Consider the following 18,563-nt stretch of genomic DNA (forward strand, 5'->3'; position numbering starts at 1 on the left):
AAAAGCTGGCTCTTTTAGGAGCCAGCTTTTTTATAGTCAATTATTGCGCTGAGGCGCTTAATGTAAACAATTCTTCGAGTTCCTGTGTGGAAAGCTCGGTAATCCAGTTTTCACTTTGGATAATTTGATCGTTTAGGGTTTGCTTCGATTCGAGCATGACATCAATTTTTTCTTCGATTGTTCCCGTTGTAATCATTTTATGAACGTGGACAAAGCGCTCCTGGCCAATGCGGTATGCCCGGTCAGTCGCTTGATTTTCAACCGCCGGGTTCCACCATCTGTCATAATGGATAACGTGATTGGCGGCGGTCAAATTAAGTCCGGTGCCTCCAGCTTTGAGTGAAAGAATGAGTGTCGGGTATTCTTTCTTCTGGAATCTCTCAACGAGTGAATCCCGCTCTTGCTTGGAGAGGCTCCCATTTAGAAATTGCACAGGTTCGCCGAACGTTTTTTCAAGCAGCCTTTTCATCATGTTCCCCATCTGAATGTATTGCGTGAAAATGAGGCAGCTTTCGTTTTGGGCGCGAATCGCTGTCATGAGTTCCAGCAATTTTTCGAGCTTGACTGATCTGCCGGCCAGCAGCTCGGTTTGATCTTCTTTTAAATAGAGTGCAGGATGGTCGCAAATTTGCTTGAGCCGTCCGAGCATGCTGAGAATCAGCGCTTTTCTCTGCATGCCGGTCAGTGACGTCATATGGTCAAATGTGTCTTTGACAAGCTGTTCATAAAGTGACGCCTGTTCAGCTGAGAGCGGGATAAATTCTTTTTCTTCCAGCTTCTCAGGAAGATTAAGCGCGACCTCCTCATCCCGTTTCGTCCGCCGGAGAAGGAACGGCCGTATTAATTGCTGAAGCTGACCGATTCTCTTTTCGTCCCGGTCTTTTTCAATCGGCAGCACATACCGTTTATGGAAGCCTGTCAAACTGCCGAGGTAGCCTTTATTCATGAAGTCAAAAATGGACCACAGCTCGGTCAAACGGTTTTCCATCGGAGTCCCGCTCAGCGCGATATGGTGAAGCCCTTTGAGCTTTCTGATTGCGCGTGATTGCTTCGTATGCGCATTTTTAATATTTTGCGCTTCATCAAGGCAGATCGTGTTCCATGTCACAGAAGACAGCTCTTCAGCATCGGCATGCGACAGCCCGTATGAAGTGAGTACCACATCTGCGGTTTCATAATGCTCAGAGAAATCATCACCCTTTGGACGGCGCGGCCCATAATGGAGCGCGACAGACAGATCAGGGGCAAAGGTTTGGAGCTCCCGCTGCCAGTTGCCGAGTACGGATGTCGGCGCAATAATCAAATTCGGCGTTTTTTGCCGGCCGCTTTCCTTCACGTGAAGGAAATAGGCGATCATTTGAATCGTTTTTCCAAGACCCATATCGTCAGCCAGACAGGCGCCAAAACCGCTTTCCCGCAGAAACAGCAGCCAGTTCATGCCGTATTTCTGATAAGGTCGGAGTGTCCCTTTGAAAGAAGGACTGACTTCGTGCTCCGGCAGGTTTTCCGCGGCAGTGAGCTTCCGAATCAGTGACCTGAGCTGTTTGGACAGATCAAATTGAATGCCGGCAAAAGCGGATGTATCAATCAGATCTGAATCCTCAAGCCCGCCTTCTTGCTGATCCATTAGCTCGCGGGCCAGAATATCAGACATGTGGAGTCCTTCTGATTCCGCTTTTTCCATCAGTCGCTTCATCTGTTTAATAAACTGCGGATCAATTTTTACCCATTGCCCGCGGATATTAACGAGGCGTCTGTTGCTGGCGACAAGCTCATTAAATTCAGCCTCAGTCAGCTCAATTCCATTTGTCGCAAACCGCCAGTTGAAATCAAGCAGCGCATTCATGCCGACAAATGACTCGCCGCGCGGGGCGGACGACACCTTTGCTTTCAGCATCATGCTGCTGTCTCTGACAATCTGCCACCAGGACGGGAGGAGAATTTCAACGCCCATATCGACAAGCGTCTCACTCGCTTCTGACAGGAAGATCCAGGCTTCTTCCTCTGAAATCAGCGTTGTCCCGGAATCAAATGAGAGCCACGGAACCGTTCTGTGAAAGCGGTCCTGTTCACGCGCGATTTTATCGCTGTATGCCTGCCACGATCTTTTGAGGCTCTTCAGCCCGTCAAAGAATTCAACAGCGCCGCTCTTTTTATCGCGTAAAAACATTTCGATTTTCCAATCGTCTCCGTCAAAGTCTGGTTCATTTAAGCGCAGGCCGACTGTAAATGGAGATTGATCGTCAATCCAGCCGATCCCTTCAAGAAAATCCTCTTCATCGAGAAAATGTCCGCGGAATGTCGTGACCGCAGGCGATTTCTCCTTGATGTGTTCCCATTTCTCCCGTAGGTCATCGTCGTATTGGATGTAGTCCTGCACTGCAGCGGAAAACCAATCCGCAGTAAAGCCATCCAGTATATTGTCGCGGTCCTTCCAGCGAAAAACACCGTTTGTCCATGCTTCATAGTCAGGCAGAAAATCGCCGTCTGCGATAAATTCATAGATGGTCGATGCCGCCTCGATCAGCGGCTCCGTTTCTTCAGTAAGCTGTACGGAGCTGAATGAGTTGAACGAGTTTTTGCCGAGAAGCTCTACAGTCATCCATGGAGAAAGCAAAACAGCGGTTGTCCCGATGAAGCTGACATCCTCAAGAAAGGTTCCGTAAAATGAGGATTCGTGCCATTGGAACAAATGCTTTTTCATATGGCTGTAGGGAAGTGGCTGCTCATTCTCATCAAAAGCTGAGAGTGTAAATGACCCATCTTCCATTTGTTCGACGTGAATGAGAATTTCTTTAAGACTCGCCATCAATCAACTTTCCTTTCTGCAGTTCTTCTTGAAGTGCGCGCAGGCGCTTATAATGCGAGCTCAGCTGCTGAATATACCGCTCCCACACCTTCAGTTTCTTCGCTTTTCTGTACAGGGTGCGCAGTTTTTTCAAATACCGGGCGGCTTCCTTGTACGAGCTGCGGTTCTTCTGATCGATGAAAAAGGCCACTTCTCTGTGATAAGCCGGTATAAGCGCCTCCGGGTCGCTCGCTGCAATTTCCTTCAGCATGATTTTATCCATTTCATAGATGGAAAAGCCGACAAGGCTGTGAATCTCGATCCACTCGGCATATCGTTTTTTCTCATATAAATGATGGCTGTATTCTGTGAACGTATACGGCAGACAGCCCGCAGCATAGCGTTCAAACAGCGCTTGGTCATTGGTTTGCTTCACATAGGCATTCAGCAGAAGGAACAGCTCGCCGATCACGTCGCGAATCTCTTTAAACGGCTTATCCAGCTTCGTATAACCCATCGCAATCGGTTCAATCCGCTGGTACCATGTTTTCAGCCGTTTCCAATCCTTCTTGGCAGTGATTTCACTCAGCCACTGAAATGTATACGGCAGCGCTTCCGGCGGGAATTGATCAGCTTCCGCAAAAATAACGTCATCATTTTTCTGCAGGAATTCCAAATGCAGGCGGCCGAATTGCAATTCAGGAGAAAAACGCCGTCCGGCTTCTTTTTTCAAAATCTCCTGTTCGCGGGCCACCCATTTTGGCCGCGACAGCAGCGCACTCCAAATTTCACCGAAGATGCGGATGCGTTCATATTGAAAAATTTCTTCTTTCAACAGCAAGTTTCGAACAACATCCGGTGTTTTTTCCAAAAACGGATCAAGCGCAAAAGACAGCGCGTATGTTTTTAATTTATCAATAGAGCTGTAGATTGTATCCATTAGCTGTTCAACGTACGGATTGAGGGAATAAAAGTCTTGCTCGGGGTTTAGCTTGCCCGCTTCAATCAATGTGAACATGCGAAGCCAAACCGAAATCGCGGAATGAATCTGATACAGGCTTTTCAGCTCCGGTTTGTTCGGCGCGTGCTTTTTTAATGCGGACAGGTAGCCGTAATAGAGGCCCTGCATGTTTTGGCTGCCTTCCGGCGTGCGCGCCTGCCAGAGAGAAAACTCTGAATCAAAAAAAGCAAGCCAGCTTGAGAGCGATTCTTCATTAGGCAGCACCTTTTCCTGAAACTGGCGGCGGACGAGCTCTTTGCTTTCCTCAAGCTTTTCCCTCTCCAGCCAATACTCTGTAAAAGTACCCACTCGCTCGAACATTGCATATACATATAAAAACACAGCCAGCATATGGCGGCAGATTCTTCCGGACGGACATGAACAGCCGCTTTTGACTATAACAAACAAGTTCAATGTGACCCGCACAGGCACAACATCCTGCACATAAGCCGTAACTTCCGTCGGACTCACTGCTTGTAAACGATAGACTGAATCCTGCCGATATAAAATAAGGGCTTTTTTGATCAGCTGAACATTTTCCTCATTGTAAGGAAGAAGTTCTTTTAGCTGTTCAGCAGATGCCAGCACATCGTCTTTGGAAATCATATTCTGAAGCATGATTATCGCTCCTAACCGAGTCACGTAATAAAAAGATCCAATTTCTCTATTATATCGCAACCCATCGGCCTGAAAAAGTTTTTCCTAAAAAAGGACATAAAAAATGGGATGTGTCGAATGATGTATTAGAGATTGCAAATTGATAACCGGCATCATATAATAATCGTGTTTTCAACTTAATGGAAGCTGAAAGGAACAAAAAGATGAGTGAAAAGAAATTGAATCAAGAGGAATTTCTGAAAATTTTGATGCATGCACATGAAATTGGTGAGCGGTCATCTGAGATGACGACGAAGGAAATGCTTGAAAATTTGATTTCTCATATTAAAAATGGATATGCAACATAAGAGTCCCGCACGCCTTTTGCGGGATTTTTTTATGCGAGATTACGTGGCTGCCTGAATAGGAGAAAAAGAGACAGCATTGTCAAAACAGTAAATAGAGCGCTTACATAAAAAGTCACAACATAACGTTTTGTAAAAAAATGTCGAATCATGTCACGTGAAAAGCTGGAGAAATGCGGTTTCTACGTTGTATAATCGTAGATGGAAAAGGATGCTATAAGAGATTTGGAGGTATCATGGGAGAATCTACTAGTTTAAAAGAGATATTATCAACGTTAACAAAACGCATACTTTTGATTATGATTGTAACCGCAGCTGCCACTGCTGCCGGCGGACTCATCAGTTTCTTCGCACTTACACCCATCTATGAAAATTCAACTCAGATTCTGGTCAATCAATCGAAAAACGACCAAAAAGAAGTCCAATTTAACGATGTCCAAACCAATCTTCAGTTAATCAATACGTATAACGTCATCATTAAGAGCCCTGCCATTTTAGATGAAGTCATTAAAGAAATGGGCCTGTCGATGACATCTCAAGAGCTGAATGACAAAATTACCGTATCCAGCGAACAGGACTCCCAAGTGGTCAACATATCAGTCAGGGATGAAAACGCGGAAACAGCGGCACATATTGCCAATACCATCGCATCTGTCTTTAAAGACAAAATCACATCCATTATGAATGTTGACAATGTCAGTATTCTGTCAAAAGCCGAGGTTTCAGAACATCCGTCACCTGTATCGCCAAAGCCGCTTCTTAACATTGCCATCGCGTTTGCGGCCGGATTGGCGGGAAGCATCGGACTGGCCTTCCTGCTTGAGCATTTGGATAATACGATCAAATCGGAAGAGCAGCTCGAATCCTTGCTGGACATACCGGTTTTAGGGACGGTTTCCACCATTGCGAATGAGCCGAAAACAGCGAAGAGCTTACACGGTATCCAATCTGAAAAAGCGGGGAGTGGACATTTTGGCGTTTAGAAAAAGCAGGGGCTCATGGATGCGCAGGAATGTCATTGCGATGACAGAGCCGAAATCCTTGAACTCTGAACAATATCGGACGATTCGTACAAATATAGAATTTGCTTCAGTGGACCGCCAGATGAAATCAGTGATGATCACATCGGCCTGTCCCGGAGAAGGAAAATCAACGACGGCCGCTAACCTGGCTGTCGTATTTGCCCAGCAGGGAAAAAAAGTGCTCCTGATTGATGCTGATTTGCGAAAACCCACGGTACATACGGCCTTTCATCTTGAAAATATGAATGGCTTAACATCAGTTCTATTAAAGAAAAGCTCACTGGAGCAGGCTGTACAAGCCTCAAATGAAAAACATCTTGAAGTGCTGACGAGCGGCCCGATCCCGCCAAACCCGGCCGAGCTTCTCTCCTCGAAGTGGATGAAAGAGCTTGCAGACAAAGCGTGTGCGGCGTATGATATGGTCATTTTTGATACGCCGCCTATTCTCGCCGTAGCGGATGCGCAGATTTTAGGCAACGTAGCAGACGGTTCTGTTTTGGTCATTTCAAGCGGAAAAACAGAAAAAGAACAAGCGGCAAAAGCAAAAGAGGCGCTCGAATCATGCAATAGCAAGCTCCTTGGGGCGATTATGAACGGCAAAAAGCTTTCGAAGCACTCTGAATACGGATATTACGGAAACAAGGAAAATTTCATACAAAATAAATAACGTGCATCTTGCCCGTTATTTATTTTTGCGAAAAAAGGGGGCTAAGACATGATAGATATTCACTGTCACATTCTTCCGGCAATGGATGACGGGGCAAGTAATTCAGCCGACAGCATAGAAATGGCAAGAGCCGCTGTTCGTCAGGGAATCCGGACTATCATTGCGACACCGCATCATAAGAACGGGATGTATGAAAACGAGCCAGCCGCAGTCAGAGAAGCGGCAGATCAGTTAAACAAACGTTTAATCAAAGAAGATATCCCTTTAACCGTGCTTCCGGGGCAGGAAATCAGAATGTACGGCAATTTGGAACGGGACCTTGCGGAACAGCAGCTGCTTTCGCTTAACGATACTAAGTACATTCTGATTGAGTTTCCGTTTGATCAGGTTCCCCGATATGCGGAGCAGCTTTTTTATGATTTGCAGCTGAAAGGATACATTCCGGTAATCGCCCATCCTGAACGCAACAGTGAAATTCGCGAAAACCCGTCCTTGCTGTATCATCTTGTAGAAAAAGGAGCAGCATCTCAGATAACTTCAGGAAGTCTTGCGGGGACTTTCGGTAAACAGCTGAAAGCATTTTCTCTCCGGCTGGCTGAAGCCAATTTGATTCATTTCGTAGCCTCAGATGCCCATAATGTGAAAACGAGAAACGTTCACAATCAAGAGGCCCTTTATGTGCTAGAGAAAGAATTCGGTCCGGAATTTCCTTATTTGCTGACGGAAAACGCCGAGCTTCTTCTGCAAAATCAAACGATCTACAGGCAGCCTCCGCAACCGGTCAAAAGAAGAAAATTATTTGGGCTCTTTTAAACAGCCGGTTCTCATTTCACCACTTTCTTTCTGAGAGCGATATAATAGTATACTGTATGATTGAATCACATTTCAGAAATCTGTACAGGCTGTACCCGACAGGCTATGCGGGAGATCATCCGCATTCATGATAGGATGTTCTCATACGATAATACGAAAGCTGCAAAGCAGCAATTTAACTGTTGGAGGGAAACAATGAATATAACAGTCATCGGAACAGGCTATGTCGGTCTTGTGACAGGTGTTTCTCTTTCTGAGATTGGACACAATGTAACCTGCATTGATATTGACGCTCACAAGATTGATGAAATGAGAAAAGGCATTTCGCCCATATTTGAACCGGGTCTTGAAGAGCTGATGAGAAAAAATACAGCTGATGGACGGCTGAACTTTGAAACGAGCTATGAGAACGGCTTGGCACAGGCAGACATTATTTTTATAGCGGTCGGCACACCGCAGAAAAGCGACGGGCACGCGAATCTGGAGCATATTACAGATGCGGCCAAACGTATTGCCCGGCATGTCAAACGGGATGCCATCGTGGTAACGAAAAGCACAGTGCCCGTCGGGACAAACGATTTGATTGAGGGGCTGATCTCTAAACATCTTGCGGAGCCTGTCTGCATTTCGGTCGCATCCAATCCGGAATTTTTGCGTGAAGGGTCAGCGATCTATGACACGTTTCACGGCGACAGGATCGTGATCGGAACAGCGGATCAGACAACAGCAAAGACGCTTGAGGAGCTTTTCCGCCCGTTTCAAATTCCGATTTATCAAACGGATATCAGAAGCGCCGAGATGATCAAATATGCCTCAAATGCATTTCTTGCCACTAAGATCAGTTTTATAAATGAAATTTCGAATATATGTGAAAAGGTCGGCGCCGATATTGAAGCTGTCGCGTACGGCATGGGACAGGATAAGCGGATCGGGAGTCAGTTTTTAAAAGCGGGCATAGGCTACGGCGGCTCTTGTTTTCCAAAGGACACAAACGCTCTCGTGCAAATTGCCGGCAATGTGGAGCATGATTTTGAACTGCTGAAATCGGTCATCAAAGTCAACAACAATCAGCAGGCGATGCTGGTGGATAAAGCGCTGAACAGGCTCGGCGGGGTGACGGGAAAAACGATTGCCCTTTTAGGTCTGTCATTTAAACCGAATACGGACGATATGAGGGAAGCGCCGTCGATTGTCATTGCAGACCGTCTCGCTGCGCTCGACGCCCGTATGAAAGCCTACGATCCCATTGCCGCAAGCCATGCGAAGCATGTTCTCCCGCAAGCTGTTGAATATAAAGAGACGATCGAGGAAGCTGTCAAAGGTTCCGACGCCGTCATGATTTTAACCGACTGGGCTGACATTAAACAATTCCCGTTAGCAGCCTATCGAGATTTGATGGAAACGCCGCTCATATTTGACGGCAGAAACTGCTACACATTGGATGAAGCTGCAACTGCAGGGGTAGAGTATTATTCTGTGGGGCGGAAGGCGGTTGTTCCGTCTGGTGCAATTCAATAATTGGAATAGAGAAAACTGGCTGGAAGCCAGTTTTTTTCTATTTTAATAAGGTCTAAAGCGAAAAAAAACAACAAAAATCAGAATGTGCTATTACGACAAGAGACAGATCATCAACATCTGTCTCTTTCAAGTGTCTTTGTAACTATGACTTCAGGCATTTCAATGTTATAAAACGCTTTTATTGGCTGTATAACGAACAAAAACAAGATCATAGACCTACATATCGAGAGCGTTATAAGCCTAAATTAAGCCATTTACCCTATTTAAGCCGCCTTCTGGCTATTTTAAAATATAATATATGGAAATAAAGTATGGAAAAGTCTATCTTCATCAGCCCCTCCATACGACTTTTTGAGTATTAAGAGGTGATTCAGATGGGTTATGAAAGTGTATTAGCGGATATCAAAAGTTCACTTAACGGAAAAATTTCCGACGTGGAAGACAAGATCGAAAAGCTGAAAAAAGCAAAAAAGGACATAGACACACTGCAAGAAGAGGCAATCACTGAAATCAAAGAAATTGTGAAACCGGAATTGGGCAAGCACTGGACAGGAACGAAAGCGGATGATTTCGACAAGGGCAGAGAAGAGGCGAAATCGGAAGCATCCAAGATTGTGAATAATAAATATAACGATTATATGGCTTCAATTCAATTCAAAATATTCACTCTTGAAGCAGAGAAATTTGAGCTGAACTTGACCAAGAGCGCAGCGAATGCCGCAGGCGATCTTCTTGCTAAGGGAGAAGAGTTCATGGAAGAAGCAGGAAAACAAATTAGTAAACTAAAATGGTGGTGATCTTTTTTTATGTCAGAAATTAAGCTGAAATACGGCACAGTCATCAAAACATTGGATTCTGTCAAAGATGCGCTTGCTGACGTATCAATCGGCGCCGCGGGCTCCAATGGAAAAAATAGCCTTGATTACACGAAAAAATATCATGAGCGTGAGGAGAACATCAAGACCATGCTCGGAGATTATAAAAAAGCGGTACAGAAAAATATCGAGGACACAAAGGATAACGTTGATTCACTCAAAGAGCAGGACGAGGCGATAGCTGTAAAATAGAAAAGAAAGGGCAGTGCGATGAGCAAAGTATTTGAATCACAATCTTTAATCGATGAAGCAAAGAGCAGAAAAAAGCAATATGAGACGCTTGAGGAGCAGCTGAATACGCTGAAAAAAGCGTTTCAGGGAGTTGCAGATTTAGGTGACGATTTTAAAGGAAAAGGCGCGGACAATATTAAAGCTTTCTTTCAGGGACAGGCGGAAATCGTCGACAGCTGGCTGACGCTTGTCTCTGCTCAAATTGCGTTTTTAAATGGCATTTCGGGAGATATTAAAGATCAAGAACTGAATGATTCATATGTGGAAACTTCTTTTTTGGATCATGAGCTGCCCAATGGAGACTTGAAAGCCTCAGAGATTGTCTCCGCTCATAAAGAAGAAATCGATTCTATTTTGTCAGGCATCAGCGATATTATTGATCTCGACATGTACACGCTTGTCGACTATGCAGATAAGATGGGCGATGCCCAAAAAATCAGACGGGACACGATCACGGCAGTCGATAAGCTTGATGAATCCCTGACCACTGAATATCAAAATTTAGAATCTCTGGACAACGCAGTGCTCACCAAATATTCTGTTCTCATGCAGGCCACCAGCAACGGGAAGAGCGCATCCCCTATGTACTATGACAAAAAAGCCTTCCACAGCAATGAAGTCTACAAAAGCGTCATTGAAGTAGAAAAGCAAGGAACGACCTATATCGATGCAAAAGCCCAGCAAGCCGAAGCAAGGCGGCTTCAGGAAAAGGCTGAAGAAGAAGCTAACAAACCTTGGTACGAAAAAACATGGGATGGAGTTTGCAACTTCACTGGAGAAGTCACTGGCTATTATGATTATAAAAGAGCAACCGAAGGCGTTGATCCGGTTACTGGCGAAAAGCTCTCCACCGCAGAACGTGTGACAGCAGGAGCTATGGCCGCAGCTGGCTTCATACCGGTCGTCGGCTGGGCAGGCCGCGCTTTCAAAGGCGGAAAAGCCATCTACAAAACCGGAAAAGCGGCTATCGCAGCCGAACACGCTTTAGACGCCTACAAAACCGGCAAATCCTTAGACATTCTCAAAATGTCAGAAATGGGCGCATACGGCCTAATTGCGTCAAACGGATTCTCTGAAGCTGTCACAGGTAAAGATATGTTTGGAAATAAAGTGTCTGAGGAGAAGCGGAAGCAAGGGGCGCTGGAAGCGGCATTAAGCCTCGTTGGAGCCGGCGCACTGGCGAAACATATAGACAAAGGCATACCGCTTGCAACCCATTCAAAAGTCCAAAAAGCTAACAAGACACTAGAAAAAGTAAAACAATTCAAAGTCCCAACAAACGTCCGTGTATACGCAGAACGCCCAGTAACAACGAATGGCTTTACATTCGGATTCCCGACAGTCCGTGTAGATGTGGAAACGACTGCTGTGAAGGATCTTGGGATTGTGAAGATGGTTAGTGATGGCATCCATAAGGGAAGATCTCATAGTCCTAACATTTCTAAAAATCACGATAAAGTAGCGCATGATGGATATTATGGTCGTAAAGAATTTAGAACGATGCTTAATAATGCTTCGTTCACTCCGCATGGACATAAACATGTTAAGGCTAAGACACCTGAAGAAGCAAAACGTTTTAGTATGACAGGTAAAAAAGCTGCTCAGTACTTACCAGATGTGAATAACAAAGCTTTAGAAAAAGAGGCACTTCTAAAAGGTCATATTATTGATAATGGAAATAACAACTATTATTTCATTTATGATGCAGGAAAAACAGTCGGTTATGATCTAGGTACACCAACAAGTTGGATTAGAGCGGAGTTTTCTGGTGGTGAATATCATGGTCATCCGATTGCCGGCAGTCGATTAGATAAGTATTTAAAACAACTTGGTATTGATAAGTAATAGGAGGCTTTTATGAGAAAGATAAAAAAAATGCCAGAAATAAGTTTACAATCCTTAAGAATTCCAAAAGGATGGACCATAAATCAAAATAGTTTTAGAGAAATTGATCCGAAAAACCTAGCACCAGACGATGAAAAGTGGTTATTTTTTTCACAAGATTTATTGCAATTAACATACTCTCGTAAAAATTACTTACTTGATTTAGGGTGGTATCCAGATGCGGATGCTAATGGATTTTATCAACTAGTTTTGATACAAAATGAGGATTGGGATCAACCCATGTATGAATTTCAGTCAAATAGCCATATTGAAATAGTTGAAAATATAGAATTTATATTAAACAAAGTTACGAATAATGAAATGTAGTTAAACATTCATTTAAAAAAGCTTGCAGAACCTGGAGTTGTAAGTTTTTAACTAGAATTTTTAAAGTGAAAAAATACAACAAAAAACAGACACTAGTTAACAAGAGGTAGGATTGATTTTAGATGCATGTTAAACAAATACATTTATTTAACCTAAACAAAGAAGAATTTGTAAAAATACAACACATCCTTCAACCTAAAATCAACCTATCACCCACCATCACCCCAGACTCCATCAACACCTGCGCAGGCGTCGACCTCGCTTATTGGGAACAGGACGGCGAACCATACGGGGTGTGCAGTATCATCGTGATTGACGCTGATACAAAAGAAGTGATTGAAAAAGTGCACAGCATAGGGAAAATCAGCGTGCCGTATGTGTCCGGGTTTCTTGCGTTTCGCGAGCTGCCGCTGATCATCGAGGCGGCCAAAAAGCTGGAAACGGATCCGGATGTGTTTTTGTTTGATGGCAACGGGTATCTGCATTACAACCATATGGGCGTTGCCACCCATGCGGCTTTTTTTCTCGATAAGCCGACAATTGGAATTGCGAAAACGTATCTCAAAATCAAAGGCTGTGATTTCGTGATGCCTGAAAATGAAGTCGGTGCATATACCGATATTATCATTGACGGCGAGGTATATGGCCGGGCTCTGCGGACGCGGCGGGACGTGAAGCCTATTTTCTTGTCTTGCGGAAATAACATTGATTTAGAAAGCAGCTATCAAATCACGATGAGCATGATCAGTCATGAAAGCAGACTGCCGACCCCTGTCCGCCTGGCCGACCTTGAAACGCATGTTTTGCGAACGTTTTATCAGAAAAATCACGTGTAAAACTTGCAGGCCGAGAGCTGCAAGTTTTTTTATTGACTCCTATATACAGGATATTCTGAAGGCACAGTCCTCGGTTAAACACCGATTCGCCCCATGTTAAACAATCTGTGAGAATAGAAGGAACCATATATCAAACGGCATTTCTGACCAAAATAAAAAAGCACCTGTCTAGGTGCTTTTTCTACAAATGAGGGATCACAAGCCCCCCATACAAAAACGCCGCGATAATCAAAAATGCCGGGTGCATCTTGAATTTTGTCATGGCAAGGAGGGAAATTCCCGCAATTACTAGTGATTGAATCCATCCGATCGCTTTGATGCCGTCTGCGCCGATTTGCCAGGTAAGAATGAGCATCATGACAGCGATGACAGGCTGAACGGACAGCGTCATGCCTTTGATGACGGGTGATTGGCGGAAGCGCTGAATGATACGCAGAAGGACAATCAATGCGAGCGCCGACGGTACGACAGTTGCGATCAGCGCAATCAGGAAGCCGGGCCACCCGCCTGCGCTGTAGCCGACATACGCGGCGATTTTGGTTGCGATCGGGCCCGGTAATGCGTTCGCAAGGGCGAGCATGTTTGAAAATTGGTCGTTTGACAGCCAGCTGTATCTGTTAACGACTTCTTCAAACATCAGCGGGATAGACGCAGGCCCGCCGCCATACCCAAGTACGTTTGCGATAAAAAACGCCAGAAATACATACATCATGATCATGAGGCCGACATTCCTTTATCTTTTGAATGTTTATTTGTCATTTTGTCCTTCAGTTTAAAATGAAACGCGCCGTACGCTAAGAAAATGATAATGACAAGGCCGGGATTGATCTGTAACGTTTGCAGGCCGATAAAAGCGATGATGAAAAACAGGATGCCGGTAACCCAGCCGAAACCTTTAAGCGCTTTTTGGCCAAACTCGTACGCCATGATTCCGAGCATTACGGCAATCACCGGCGTTACGGCACCAATCATGCCGGCAACAACTGCTGAATGGCTTAAGACATTTACAGCCGCAAACAAACCCACCATAGCAAGACATGTAGGCAGAATATGGGCGAGAGTTGCCACGATTGCGCCTAACGTGCCCTTTAGCTTGAAGCCCAGATACGCGGCCATTTTTGTGGCAATCGGTCCGGGAAGTGCATTAGCAATCGCTAATATTTCTCCGAATTCATCATCATCAATCCATTTATATTTATTGACCGCTTCATGGCGGATCAGCGGAATCACGGAAGGCCCGCCCCCGAACCCTAATATTCCAGTGCGCACCATTGCGGCCGTCATATCCCGATAAGGATGGTTTTTCATTCGTTTCTCTCCTTTACAGCTTCATTCCCATACGGCTTTTGTAGCGTTTGATGAGCATCTGACAATCAACGCTGACGACGCCTTGCAGCGGATACAGCCGCTTTGTTAAAAATTCTTCCATCTCTTGATCGTTGGCAAAGATCCCATGCATATGCAGCTTGCTCGGGCCTGTCATGTGATAAAGGCTGGTGACCGCAGGCTCTTCCTCAAGCTTAAGAGCGACCTCTTCTAAAAACTGCGGTTCGACCTCGACATTGAAAAACACGGATACATGGATGCCGATTTTAGCGGGATTGATAACAGCGGTGAATTTTTCAATCACACCGGCTTCGATTAATTGGTTAATTCGAGCCTGTACAGCGACCCGTGACAAATCAACTCTTTTGCCAAGATCCGTATAAGATATCCTGCCTTCCTCATGCAAAATGGTGAGAATTTGTTTGTCGATCCCATCAAGAACAAGGTTGGGAATTTGATATTCGTGACTCAATAGCTCCACCTGCTTTCGTAGCCTTTTAGACATCATTTTATCATAAAATTTACGTTTCGAATGTAAATTTTATGATTCGTTTTCAAAATGAATGGAAATATATCTTATTATTTGCGAAAAGGATAAAGTTCGTCAGTTTTTCTGCCGGATCAGTAGATGTGGAAAATCAGGCTCCCTATACTGAAGAAAATCTCTTAAAAAGGGGACTTGTGATGAACAAATCTGTCATCGGTACAAAGCAAATGGTCGTCAGTCCGCATTATCTCGCTTCACAAGCTGGAAACCGCATACTGGACAAGGGAGGAAACGCGTTTGACGCCGCCGTTGCGGTGAGTGCTTGTCTGGCAGTTGTGTATCCGCATATGACGGGGCTTGGGGGAGATTCCTTTTGGCTGACCTTTCACCAGGAAACAAAGGAGGTAAGAGTCCATAATGGCAGCGGACGTTCAGGGAAAAATGTAACGAGAGATGTATACAAGGGAAAGAGCGCGATTCCGCTGCGCGGAATCGACAGTGCCATTACCGTGCCAGGAATGGTTGATAGCTGGGATGCGGTACTGAAGGAGTACGGGCGTATGTCTCTTGCGGACGTATTGGAGCCTGCACGCGATTATGCCCAAAATGGTTTTCCAGTATCAGCCGATCAGTGCCGTCACACAGAAACGAATCTTGAACTGCTGGTCTCCACGCCTTATACGGCCGATATCTTCACGAGAAGCGGCCAAGCGCCTGTCCCGGGAGAGCGGTTTGTGCAAAAAGAGCTTGCAGACAGTTTGAACATGATTGCCGAAAAAGGAAGAAGCGCATTCTATGAAGGAGATATTGCTCAGCGGATTGTCTCGTATTTACAGCATAACGGCAGTTGCATGACACTCGATGATTTTAAAGCGCACCGGGGAGAGTGGACGAAGCCTGTATCAAGTGATTACCGAGGATACAGTGTGTACCAGGCGCCGCCGAATTCTCAGGGGTTTACCGGTTTATTAACACTGAACATTCTGGAAAACTATGATTTCACCCAAATCGAACACGGTTCATTTGAGTATTATCATGTGCTTGTGGAGGCGTTGAAAAAGAGTTTCCTAGATCGGAATGCCGTCTTGACTGATCCGGCGTTTGCTGACATTCCGCTTGAAAGGCTTTTGGATAAAAATTATGCAAAACGATTGGCGGGAGAAATCGGCTATCTGGCAGAACCGGCAGAAAGCAGGCCAGTGGGAAGTGATACGGCATATGCGGCCGTAATCGATGCGGATGGCAACGCAGTGTCATTCATTCAAAGCCTGTACTTTGAATTTGGCTCTGCAGTCACTGCCGGTGATACAGGCATATTACTGCAAAACCGCGGGTCATTTTTCTCATTGGATAAAAATCATGTCAATACGCTTGAACCGAGAAAGCTTAGCTTCCATACGCTTATGCCGGCTATGGTCTGTAAAGGCGGAAAACCGAAAATTCTGTACGGCACACAAGGCGGCGAGGGACAGCCGCAGACGCAGACGGCCATCATTACCAGAATGCTGGACTACGGAATGCATCCTCAGCAGGCAATCAGCGAACCGCGCTGGGTATGGGGCAGAACGTGGGGAGAGAAATATGAAGGTCTCAGAGTCGAAGGCAGGTTCACAGAGAAAACAATTGAAAAGCTGAAAGACAGCGGGCATCTCGTTGAGGTTGTCGGTGACTATGATCCGCTGATGGGGCACGCAGCAGCAATCAAAGTTGATGAAGAAGGCTTTCTTCAAGGCGGAGCCGATCCTCGGGGAGATGGGGCAGCTGTGGGGATTTAAATAACTAAATGATACAAATATAAATCAAAAGGGTAAACATGAGGGAGACCTCTATCATGTGGTACATATACTGCTTATCTTCAGGTCTATACTTCCATTCCATAAAAATACGAAGTGAGTCAATCACAATAAAAAATAAAAGAAGCATATATTCAACTGGAAAAAAGGGGAGTGAGAATACAAATAAAATAAGTAAAATGATTTCGATCCATTTGTGTGTATTGCTGACATGCTTATACCGCCAGTTGGATTTATCAATACCAAATTTTTTCTTTATATAAAATTGAGAGGCAGTGCTGATGGTAATAGCGATCAGCATTAACATCCAAAAGTTTGCCATTCCAATCCCTCCTATCTGCCTTTTATACGAAGAAAAAGGGAAGAATGTTTCATAAAAAACACCCGGACTTTCTCCGGGTGTTCTTTTTTAAAAGGTAACATTTTGTGATCACGAGGTCTTTTTGACTAGTTTCTTCTATTTAAATAGTCCCTTTGTTCAGCTGGGTCGAACCAGCGTAAATTCTTCACCGAGCTTCGCATAGTGGTTTCCCGCCAATCTTGAGGCTGGCTTTAATTCATCTGTCAAAACATACCCTTTTTCGGCATCATACACTTTTTCATCCAGATGGAAGCAGACAACTCTGCCGATGAGCAGATCTGCTGTCGTCACGCCTTGATCATTGTCGAACGTCATATGCCGCTCTAATGTGCATTCAAAACGAATGCGTGCCTCCTTAATGCCGGGAACTGAAACAGATTTGCTTTCGACAGGATGAAGCGAGGTCCGTGTGAGTTCGCTTTCGTCGGGTCCTAAGCTTGCCGCCGTTTCATTGATGTCTTCAATGATGGCTTCATCACTGACATGGACAACAAATTCTCCGTTCTCCAATGCGTTTCGGGCTGTATCTTTTTGGCGTCCACCTGCCCTGTTAACAGAAATACTGAGAAGCGGAGGATCAGAGCTGACAACGTTATAAAAACTGAAAGGCGCGGCATTTACCGTTCCCCCTGAAGAAAGTGTGGTCACAAAAGCAATGGGGCGGGGGATGACGGTACCTGACAATAGCTTGTATGTGTCTTTGGCGCTAAGCTGATCCGCTTGAAATATGTACATAGCAAAAACCGCCTTTATCGTTAGGATACCTTGATTATAACGAAATGGTTTCAAGGAAACCAAATGTTGCGGGTTGCATATGTTATGTCATGACATATATCTAATACAGGGGAAAATGAAAAATAGGCTTCCGTACATTTGTCGGCAGCCTATGGTAACGAAAAGGTATTATTTATATTTCTTTTTGACTACCCAGCAATTGCCGTCTTTCCAGAATTCTTTTTTGCTGTGATAATCATCATGTTTTTTGTAGTAGTCGTGGTGCGGTTTTTTGTAATGTTTTTTGTGAGATGTTTTCTCATGAGAATAATACGTTTTTTTGAGTGCATGGAAAGACTTTTTGTAGCTGCGAGATCTTTTCTTGTGAGAGCAGTAAGACTTTTTGAAGCTACGAGATTTTTTGTGAGAGCAGTACGATTTTTTGAAGCTGCGTGATTTTTTGTGAGAGCGGTACGACTTTTTGAAGCTACGAGATTTTTTGTGAGAGCAGTACGATTTTTTGAAGCTGCGTGATTTTTTGTGAGAGCGGTACGACTTTTTGAAGCTGCGTGATTTTTTGTGAGAGCAGTACGATTTTTTGAAGCTGCGTGATTTTTTGTGAGAGCAGTACGATTTTTTGAAGCTGCGAGATTTCTTGTGAGAGCAGTACGATTTCTTATAGCTGCGTGATTTCTTGTGAGAACAGTATGATTTTTTGTGGCTGCGAGATTTCTTGTGAGAGCAGTACGATTTCTTATAGCTGCGTGATTTTTTGTGAGAGCAGTACGATTTTTTGTGGCTGCGTGATTTTTTGTGAGAGCGGTACGACTTTTTATGGCTGCGCTTTTTTCCATGAGGCTCTTGGTATAAATAGTCCTTCAAACCTTCTTTTTTAGCGGATTTCACCGCTTCTTTGATGTCAGAATGGGAATAGTGGCCCAATTTGAAATCCTCCTTTT

The 18,563-nt window shown here is 44.7% G+C and carries 18 protein-coding genes and 1 pseudogene; 11 read left to right on the plus strand and 8 right to left on the minus strand.

Features of this window, described 5'->3' with window-relative positions; genetic code table 11:
* Positions 1–40 precede the first annotated feature (40 nt).
* Both CVV77_RS11385 and CVV77_RS11390 read right to left on the minus strand, forming a co-directional pair.
* Entirely contained in the window at positions 41–2,809 is a 2,769-nt protein-coding gene (locus CVV77_RS11385; RefSeq protein WP_100275428.1) for a DEAD/DEAH box helicase, read from the minus strand.
* Positions 2,796–4,406 (minus strand): SWIM zinc finger family protein, encoded by a 1,611-nt coding sequence (locus CVV77_RS11390; RefSeq protein WP_100275429.1) that lies wholly within the window; start codon positions 4,404–4,406, stop codon positions 2,796–2,798. Before CVV77_RS11390 ends, CVV77_RS11385 begins: the two co-directional genes overlap by 14 nt.
* A gap of 203 nt (positions 4,407–4,609) precedes the next feature.
* Between CVV77_RS11390 and CVV77_RS11395 the strand changes: the two genes are divergently transcribed.
* The 10 genes from CVV77_RS11395 (at position 4,610) to CVV77_RS11440 (ending at position 12,923) form a co-directional block, all read left to right on the plus strand.
* Complete coding sequence (locus tag CVV77_RS11395) at positions 4,610–4,753, plus strand: YwzD family small protein (protein ID WP_003221769.1); 144 nt, start codon at positions 4,610–4,612, stop codon at positions 4,751–4,753.
* Between the two features lie 233 nt (positions 4,754–4,986).
* Positions 4,987–5,733: a protein-tyrosine kinase activator TkmA gene (gene tkmA, locus CVV77_RS11400; protein WP_084991062.1), complete on the plus strand. Its 747-nt coding sequence runs from the start codon at positions 4,987–4,989 to the stop codon at positions 5,731–5,733.
* Positions 5,723–6,439: a CpsD/CapB family tyrosine-protein kinase gene (locus CVV77_RS11405; RefSeq protein WP_100275430.1), complete on the plus strand. Its 717-nt coding sequence runs from the start codon at positions 5,723–5,725 to the stop codon at positions 6,437–6,439. Before tkmA ends, CVV77_RS11405 begins: the two co-directional genes overlap by 11 nt.
* 48 nt (positions 6,440–6,487) lie before the next feature.
* Entirely contained in the window at positions 6,488–7,252 is a 765-nt protein-coding gene (locus CVV77_RS11410) for a tyrosine-protein phosphatase (protein WP_100275431.1), read from the plus strand.
* A gap of 195 nt (positions 7,253–7,447) precedes the next feature.
* Positions 7,448–8,770, plus strand: coding sequence for a UDP-glucose 6-dehydrogenase UglF (gene uglF, locus CVV77_RS11415; RefSeq protein WP_100275432.1), 1,323 nt, complete (start codon positions 7,448–7,450; stop codon positions 8,768–8,770).
* Positions 8,771–9,144: 374 nt separating this feature from the next.
* The gene (locus CVV77_RS11420) at positions 9,145–9,567 is read left to right on the plus strand and encodes a YwqH-like family protein (protein WP_100275433.1); all 423 of its coding nucleotides are present in this window, start codon (positions 9,145–9,147) and stop codon (positions 9,565–9,567) included.
* A 9-nt stretch (positions 9,568–9,576) separates the two neighbouring features.
* On the plus strand, positions 9,577–9,837 hold the full coding sequence (locus tag CVV77_RS11425) for a YwqI/YxiC family protein (protein ID WP_003235626.1): 261 nt from the start codon (positions 9,577–9,579) through the stop codon (positions 9,835–9,837).
* A gap of 18 nt (positions 9,838–9,855) precedes the next feature.
* Positions 9,856–11,721, plus strand: a complete 1,866-nt coding sequence (locus tag CVV77_RS11430; RefSeq protein WP_100275434.1) for a ribonuclease YeeF family protein — start codon at positions 9,856–9,858, stop codon at positions 11,719–11,721.
* A 12-nt stretch (positions 11,722–11,733) separates the two neighbouring features.
* A complete protein-coding gene (locus CVV77_RS11435) occupies positions 11,734–12,087 on the plus strand; it encodes a hypothetical protein (protein ID WP_100275435.1) in 354 nt (117 codons plus the stop codon).
* 122 nt (positions 12,088–12,209) lie between these two features.
* Positions 12,210–12,923 carry an endonuclease V gene (locus tag CVV77_RS11440; RefSeq protein WP_100275436.1) on the plus strand — a complete coding sequence of 238 codons (714 nt, stop codon included), beginning with the start codon at positions 12,210–12,212 and terminating at the stop codon, positions 12,921–12,923.
* Between the two features lie 181 nt (positions 12,924–13,104).
* On the opposite strand, the gene chrA is transcribed toward CVV77_RS11440, so the two are convergent.
* Genes chrA through chrS form a run of 3 tightly spaced genes read right to left on the minus strand, consistent with a single transcriptional unit; the run spans position 13,105 to position 14,721 of the window.
* Entirely contained in the window at positions 13,105–13,641 is a 537-nt protein-coding gene (chrA, locus tag CVV77_RS11445) for a chromate resistance efflux protein ChrA (protein ID WP_100275437.1), read from the minus strand.
* Complete coding sequence (gene chrB / locus CVV77_RS11450) at positions 13,638–14,231, minus strand: chromate efflux transporter subunit ChrB (RefSeq protein ID WP_039075273.1); 594 nt, start codon at positions 14,229–14,231, stop codon at positions 13,638–13,640. The genes chrA and chrB overlap by 4 nt, the downstream gene beginning before the upstream one ends.
* 13 nt (positions 14,232–14,244) lie before the next feature.
* A complete protein-coding gene (gene chrS / locus CVV77_RS11455; protein WP_100275438.1) occupies positions 14,245–14,721 on the minus strand; it encodes a chromate efflux transcriptional regulator ChrS in 477 nt (158 codons plus the stop codon).
* A 212-nt stretch (positions 14,722–14,933) separates the two neighbouring features.
* On the opposite strand from chrS, the gene ggt reads away from it, so the two are divergent.
* A complete protein-coding gene (gene ggt, locus CVV77_RS11460) occupies positions 14,934–16,511 on the plus strand; it encodes a gamma-glutamyltransferase (RefSeq protein WP_100275462.1) in 1,578 nt (525 codons plus the stop codon).
* 4 nt (positions 16,512–16,515) lie between these two features.
* Here the strand turns inward: ggt and CVV77_RS11465 are convergent, their stop codons facing one another.
* The 3 genes and pseudogenes from CVV77_RS11465 to CVV77_RS11475 all read right to left on the minus strand — a co-directional run.
* Positions 16,516–16,851 (minus strand): DUF4181 domain-containing protein, encoded by a 336-nt coding sequence (locus CVV77_RS11465; protein WP_100275439.1) that lies wholly within the window; start codon positions 16,849–16,851, stop codon positions 16,516–16,518.
* 156 nt (positions 16,852–17,007) lie between these two features.
* Complete coding sequence (locus tag CVV77_RS11470) at positions 17,008–17,625, minus strand: flavin reductase family protein (protein WP_100275440.1); 618 nt, start codon at positions 17,623–17,625, stop codon at positions 17,008–17,010.
* A gap of 396 nt (positions 17,626–18,021) precedes the next feature.
* Positions 18,022–18,546, minus strand: a pseudogene (locus CVV77_RS11475) (CotG/ExsB N-terminal domain-containing protein); the annotation flags it as partial.
* Positions 18,547–18,563 lie beyond the last annotated feature (17 nt).

Origin of the sequence: Bacillus sp. SN1 (assembly GCF_002796895.1) — a bacterium.
Taxonomy (GTDB): Bacteria; Bacillota; Bacilli; order Bacillales; family Bacillaceae; genus Bacillus; species Bacillus inaquosorum.

Bases quoted from the DNA above. Each gene is read 5' to 3' on its own strand.
- CVV77_RS11385 (WP_100275428.1), bottom strand. From the start codon at position 2,809: ATGGCGAGTCTTAAAGAAATTCTCATTCACGTCGAACAAATGGAAGAT.
- CVV77_RS11390 (WP_100275429.1), bottom strand. From the start codon at position 4,406: ATGCTTCAGAATATGATTTCCAAAGACGATGTGCTGGCATCTGCTGAA.
- CVV77_RS11395 (WP_003221769.1), top strand. From the start codon at position 4,610: ATGAGTGAAAAGAAATTGAATCAAGAGGAATTTCTGAAAATTTTGATG.
- tkmA (WP_084991062.1), top strand. From the start codon at position 4,987: ATGGGAGAATCTACTAGTTTAAAAGAGATATTATCAACGTTAACAAAA.
- CVV77_RS11410 (WP_100275431.1), top strand. From the start codon at position 6,488: ATGATAGATATTCACTGTCACATTCTTCCGGCAATGGATGACGGGGCA.
- uglF (WP_100275432.1), top strand. From the start codon at position 7,448: ATGAATATAACAGTCATCGGAACAGGCTATGTCGGTCTTGTGACAGGT.
- CVV77_RS11420 (WP_100275433.1), top strand. From the start codon at position 9,145: ATGGGTTATGAAAGTGTATTAGCGGATATCAAAAGTTCACTTAACGGA.
- CVV77_RS11425 (WP_003235626.1), top strand. From the start codon at position 9,577: ATGTCAGAAATTAAGCTGAAATACGGCACAGTCATCAAAACATTGGAT.
- CVV77_RS11430 (WP_100275434.1), top strand. From the start codon at position 9,856: ATGAGCAAAGTATTTGAATCACAATCTTTAATCGATGAAGCAAAGAGC.
- CVV77_RS11435 (WP_100275435.1), top strand. From the start codon at position 11,734: ATGAGAAAGATAAAAAAAATGCCAGAAATAAGTTTACAATCCTTAAGA.
- CVV77_RS11440 (WP_100275436.1), top strand. From the start codon at position 12,210: ATGCATGTTAAACAAATACATTTATTTAACCTAAACAAAGAAGAATTT.
- chrA (WP_100275437.1), bottom strand. From the start codon at position 13,641: ATGATCATGATGTATGTATTTCTGGCGTTTTTTATCGCAAACGTACTT.
- chrB (WP_039075273.1), bottom strand. From the start codon at position 14,231: ATGAAAAACCATCCTTATCGGGATATGACGGCCGCAATGGTGCGCACT.
- ggt (WP_100275462.1), top strand. From the start codon at position 14,934: ATGAACAAATCTGTCATCGGTACAAAGCAAATGGTCGTCAGTCCGCAT.
- CVV77_RS11465 (WP_100275439.1), bottom strand. From the start codon at position 16,851: ATGGCAAACTTTTGGATGTTAATGCTGATCGCTATTACCATCAGCACT.
- CVV77_RS11470 (WP_100275440.1), bottom strand. From the start codon at position 17,625: ATGTACATATTTCAAGCGGATCAGCTTAGCGCCAAAGACACATACAAG.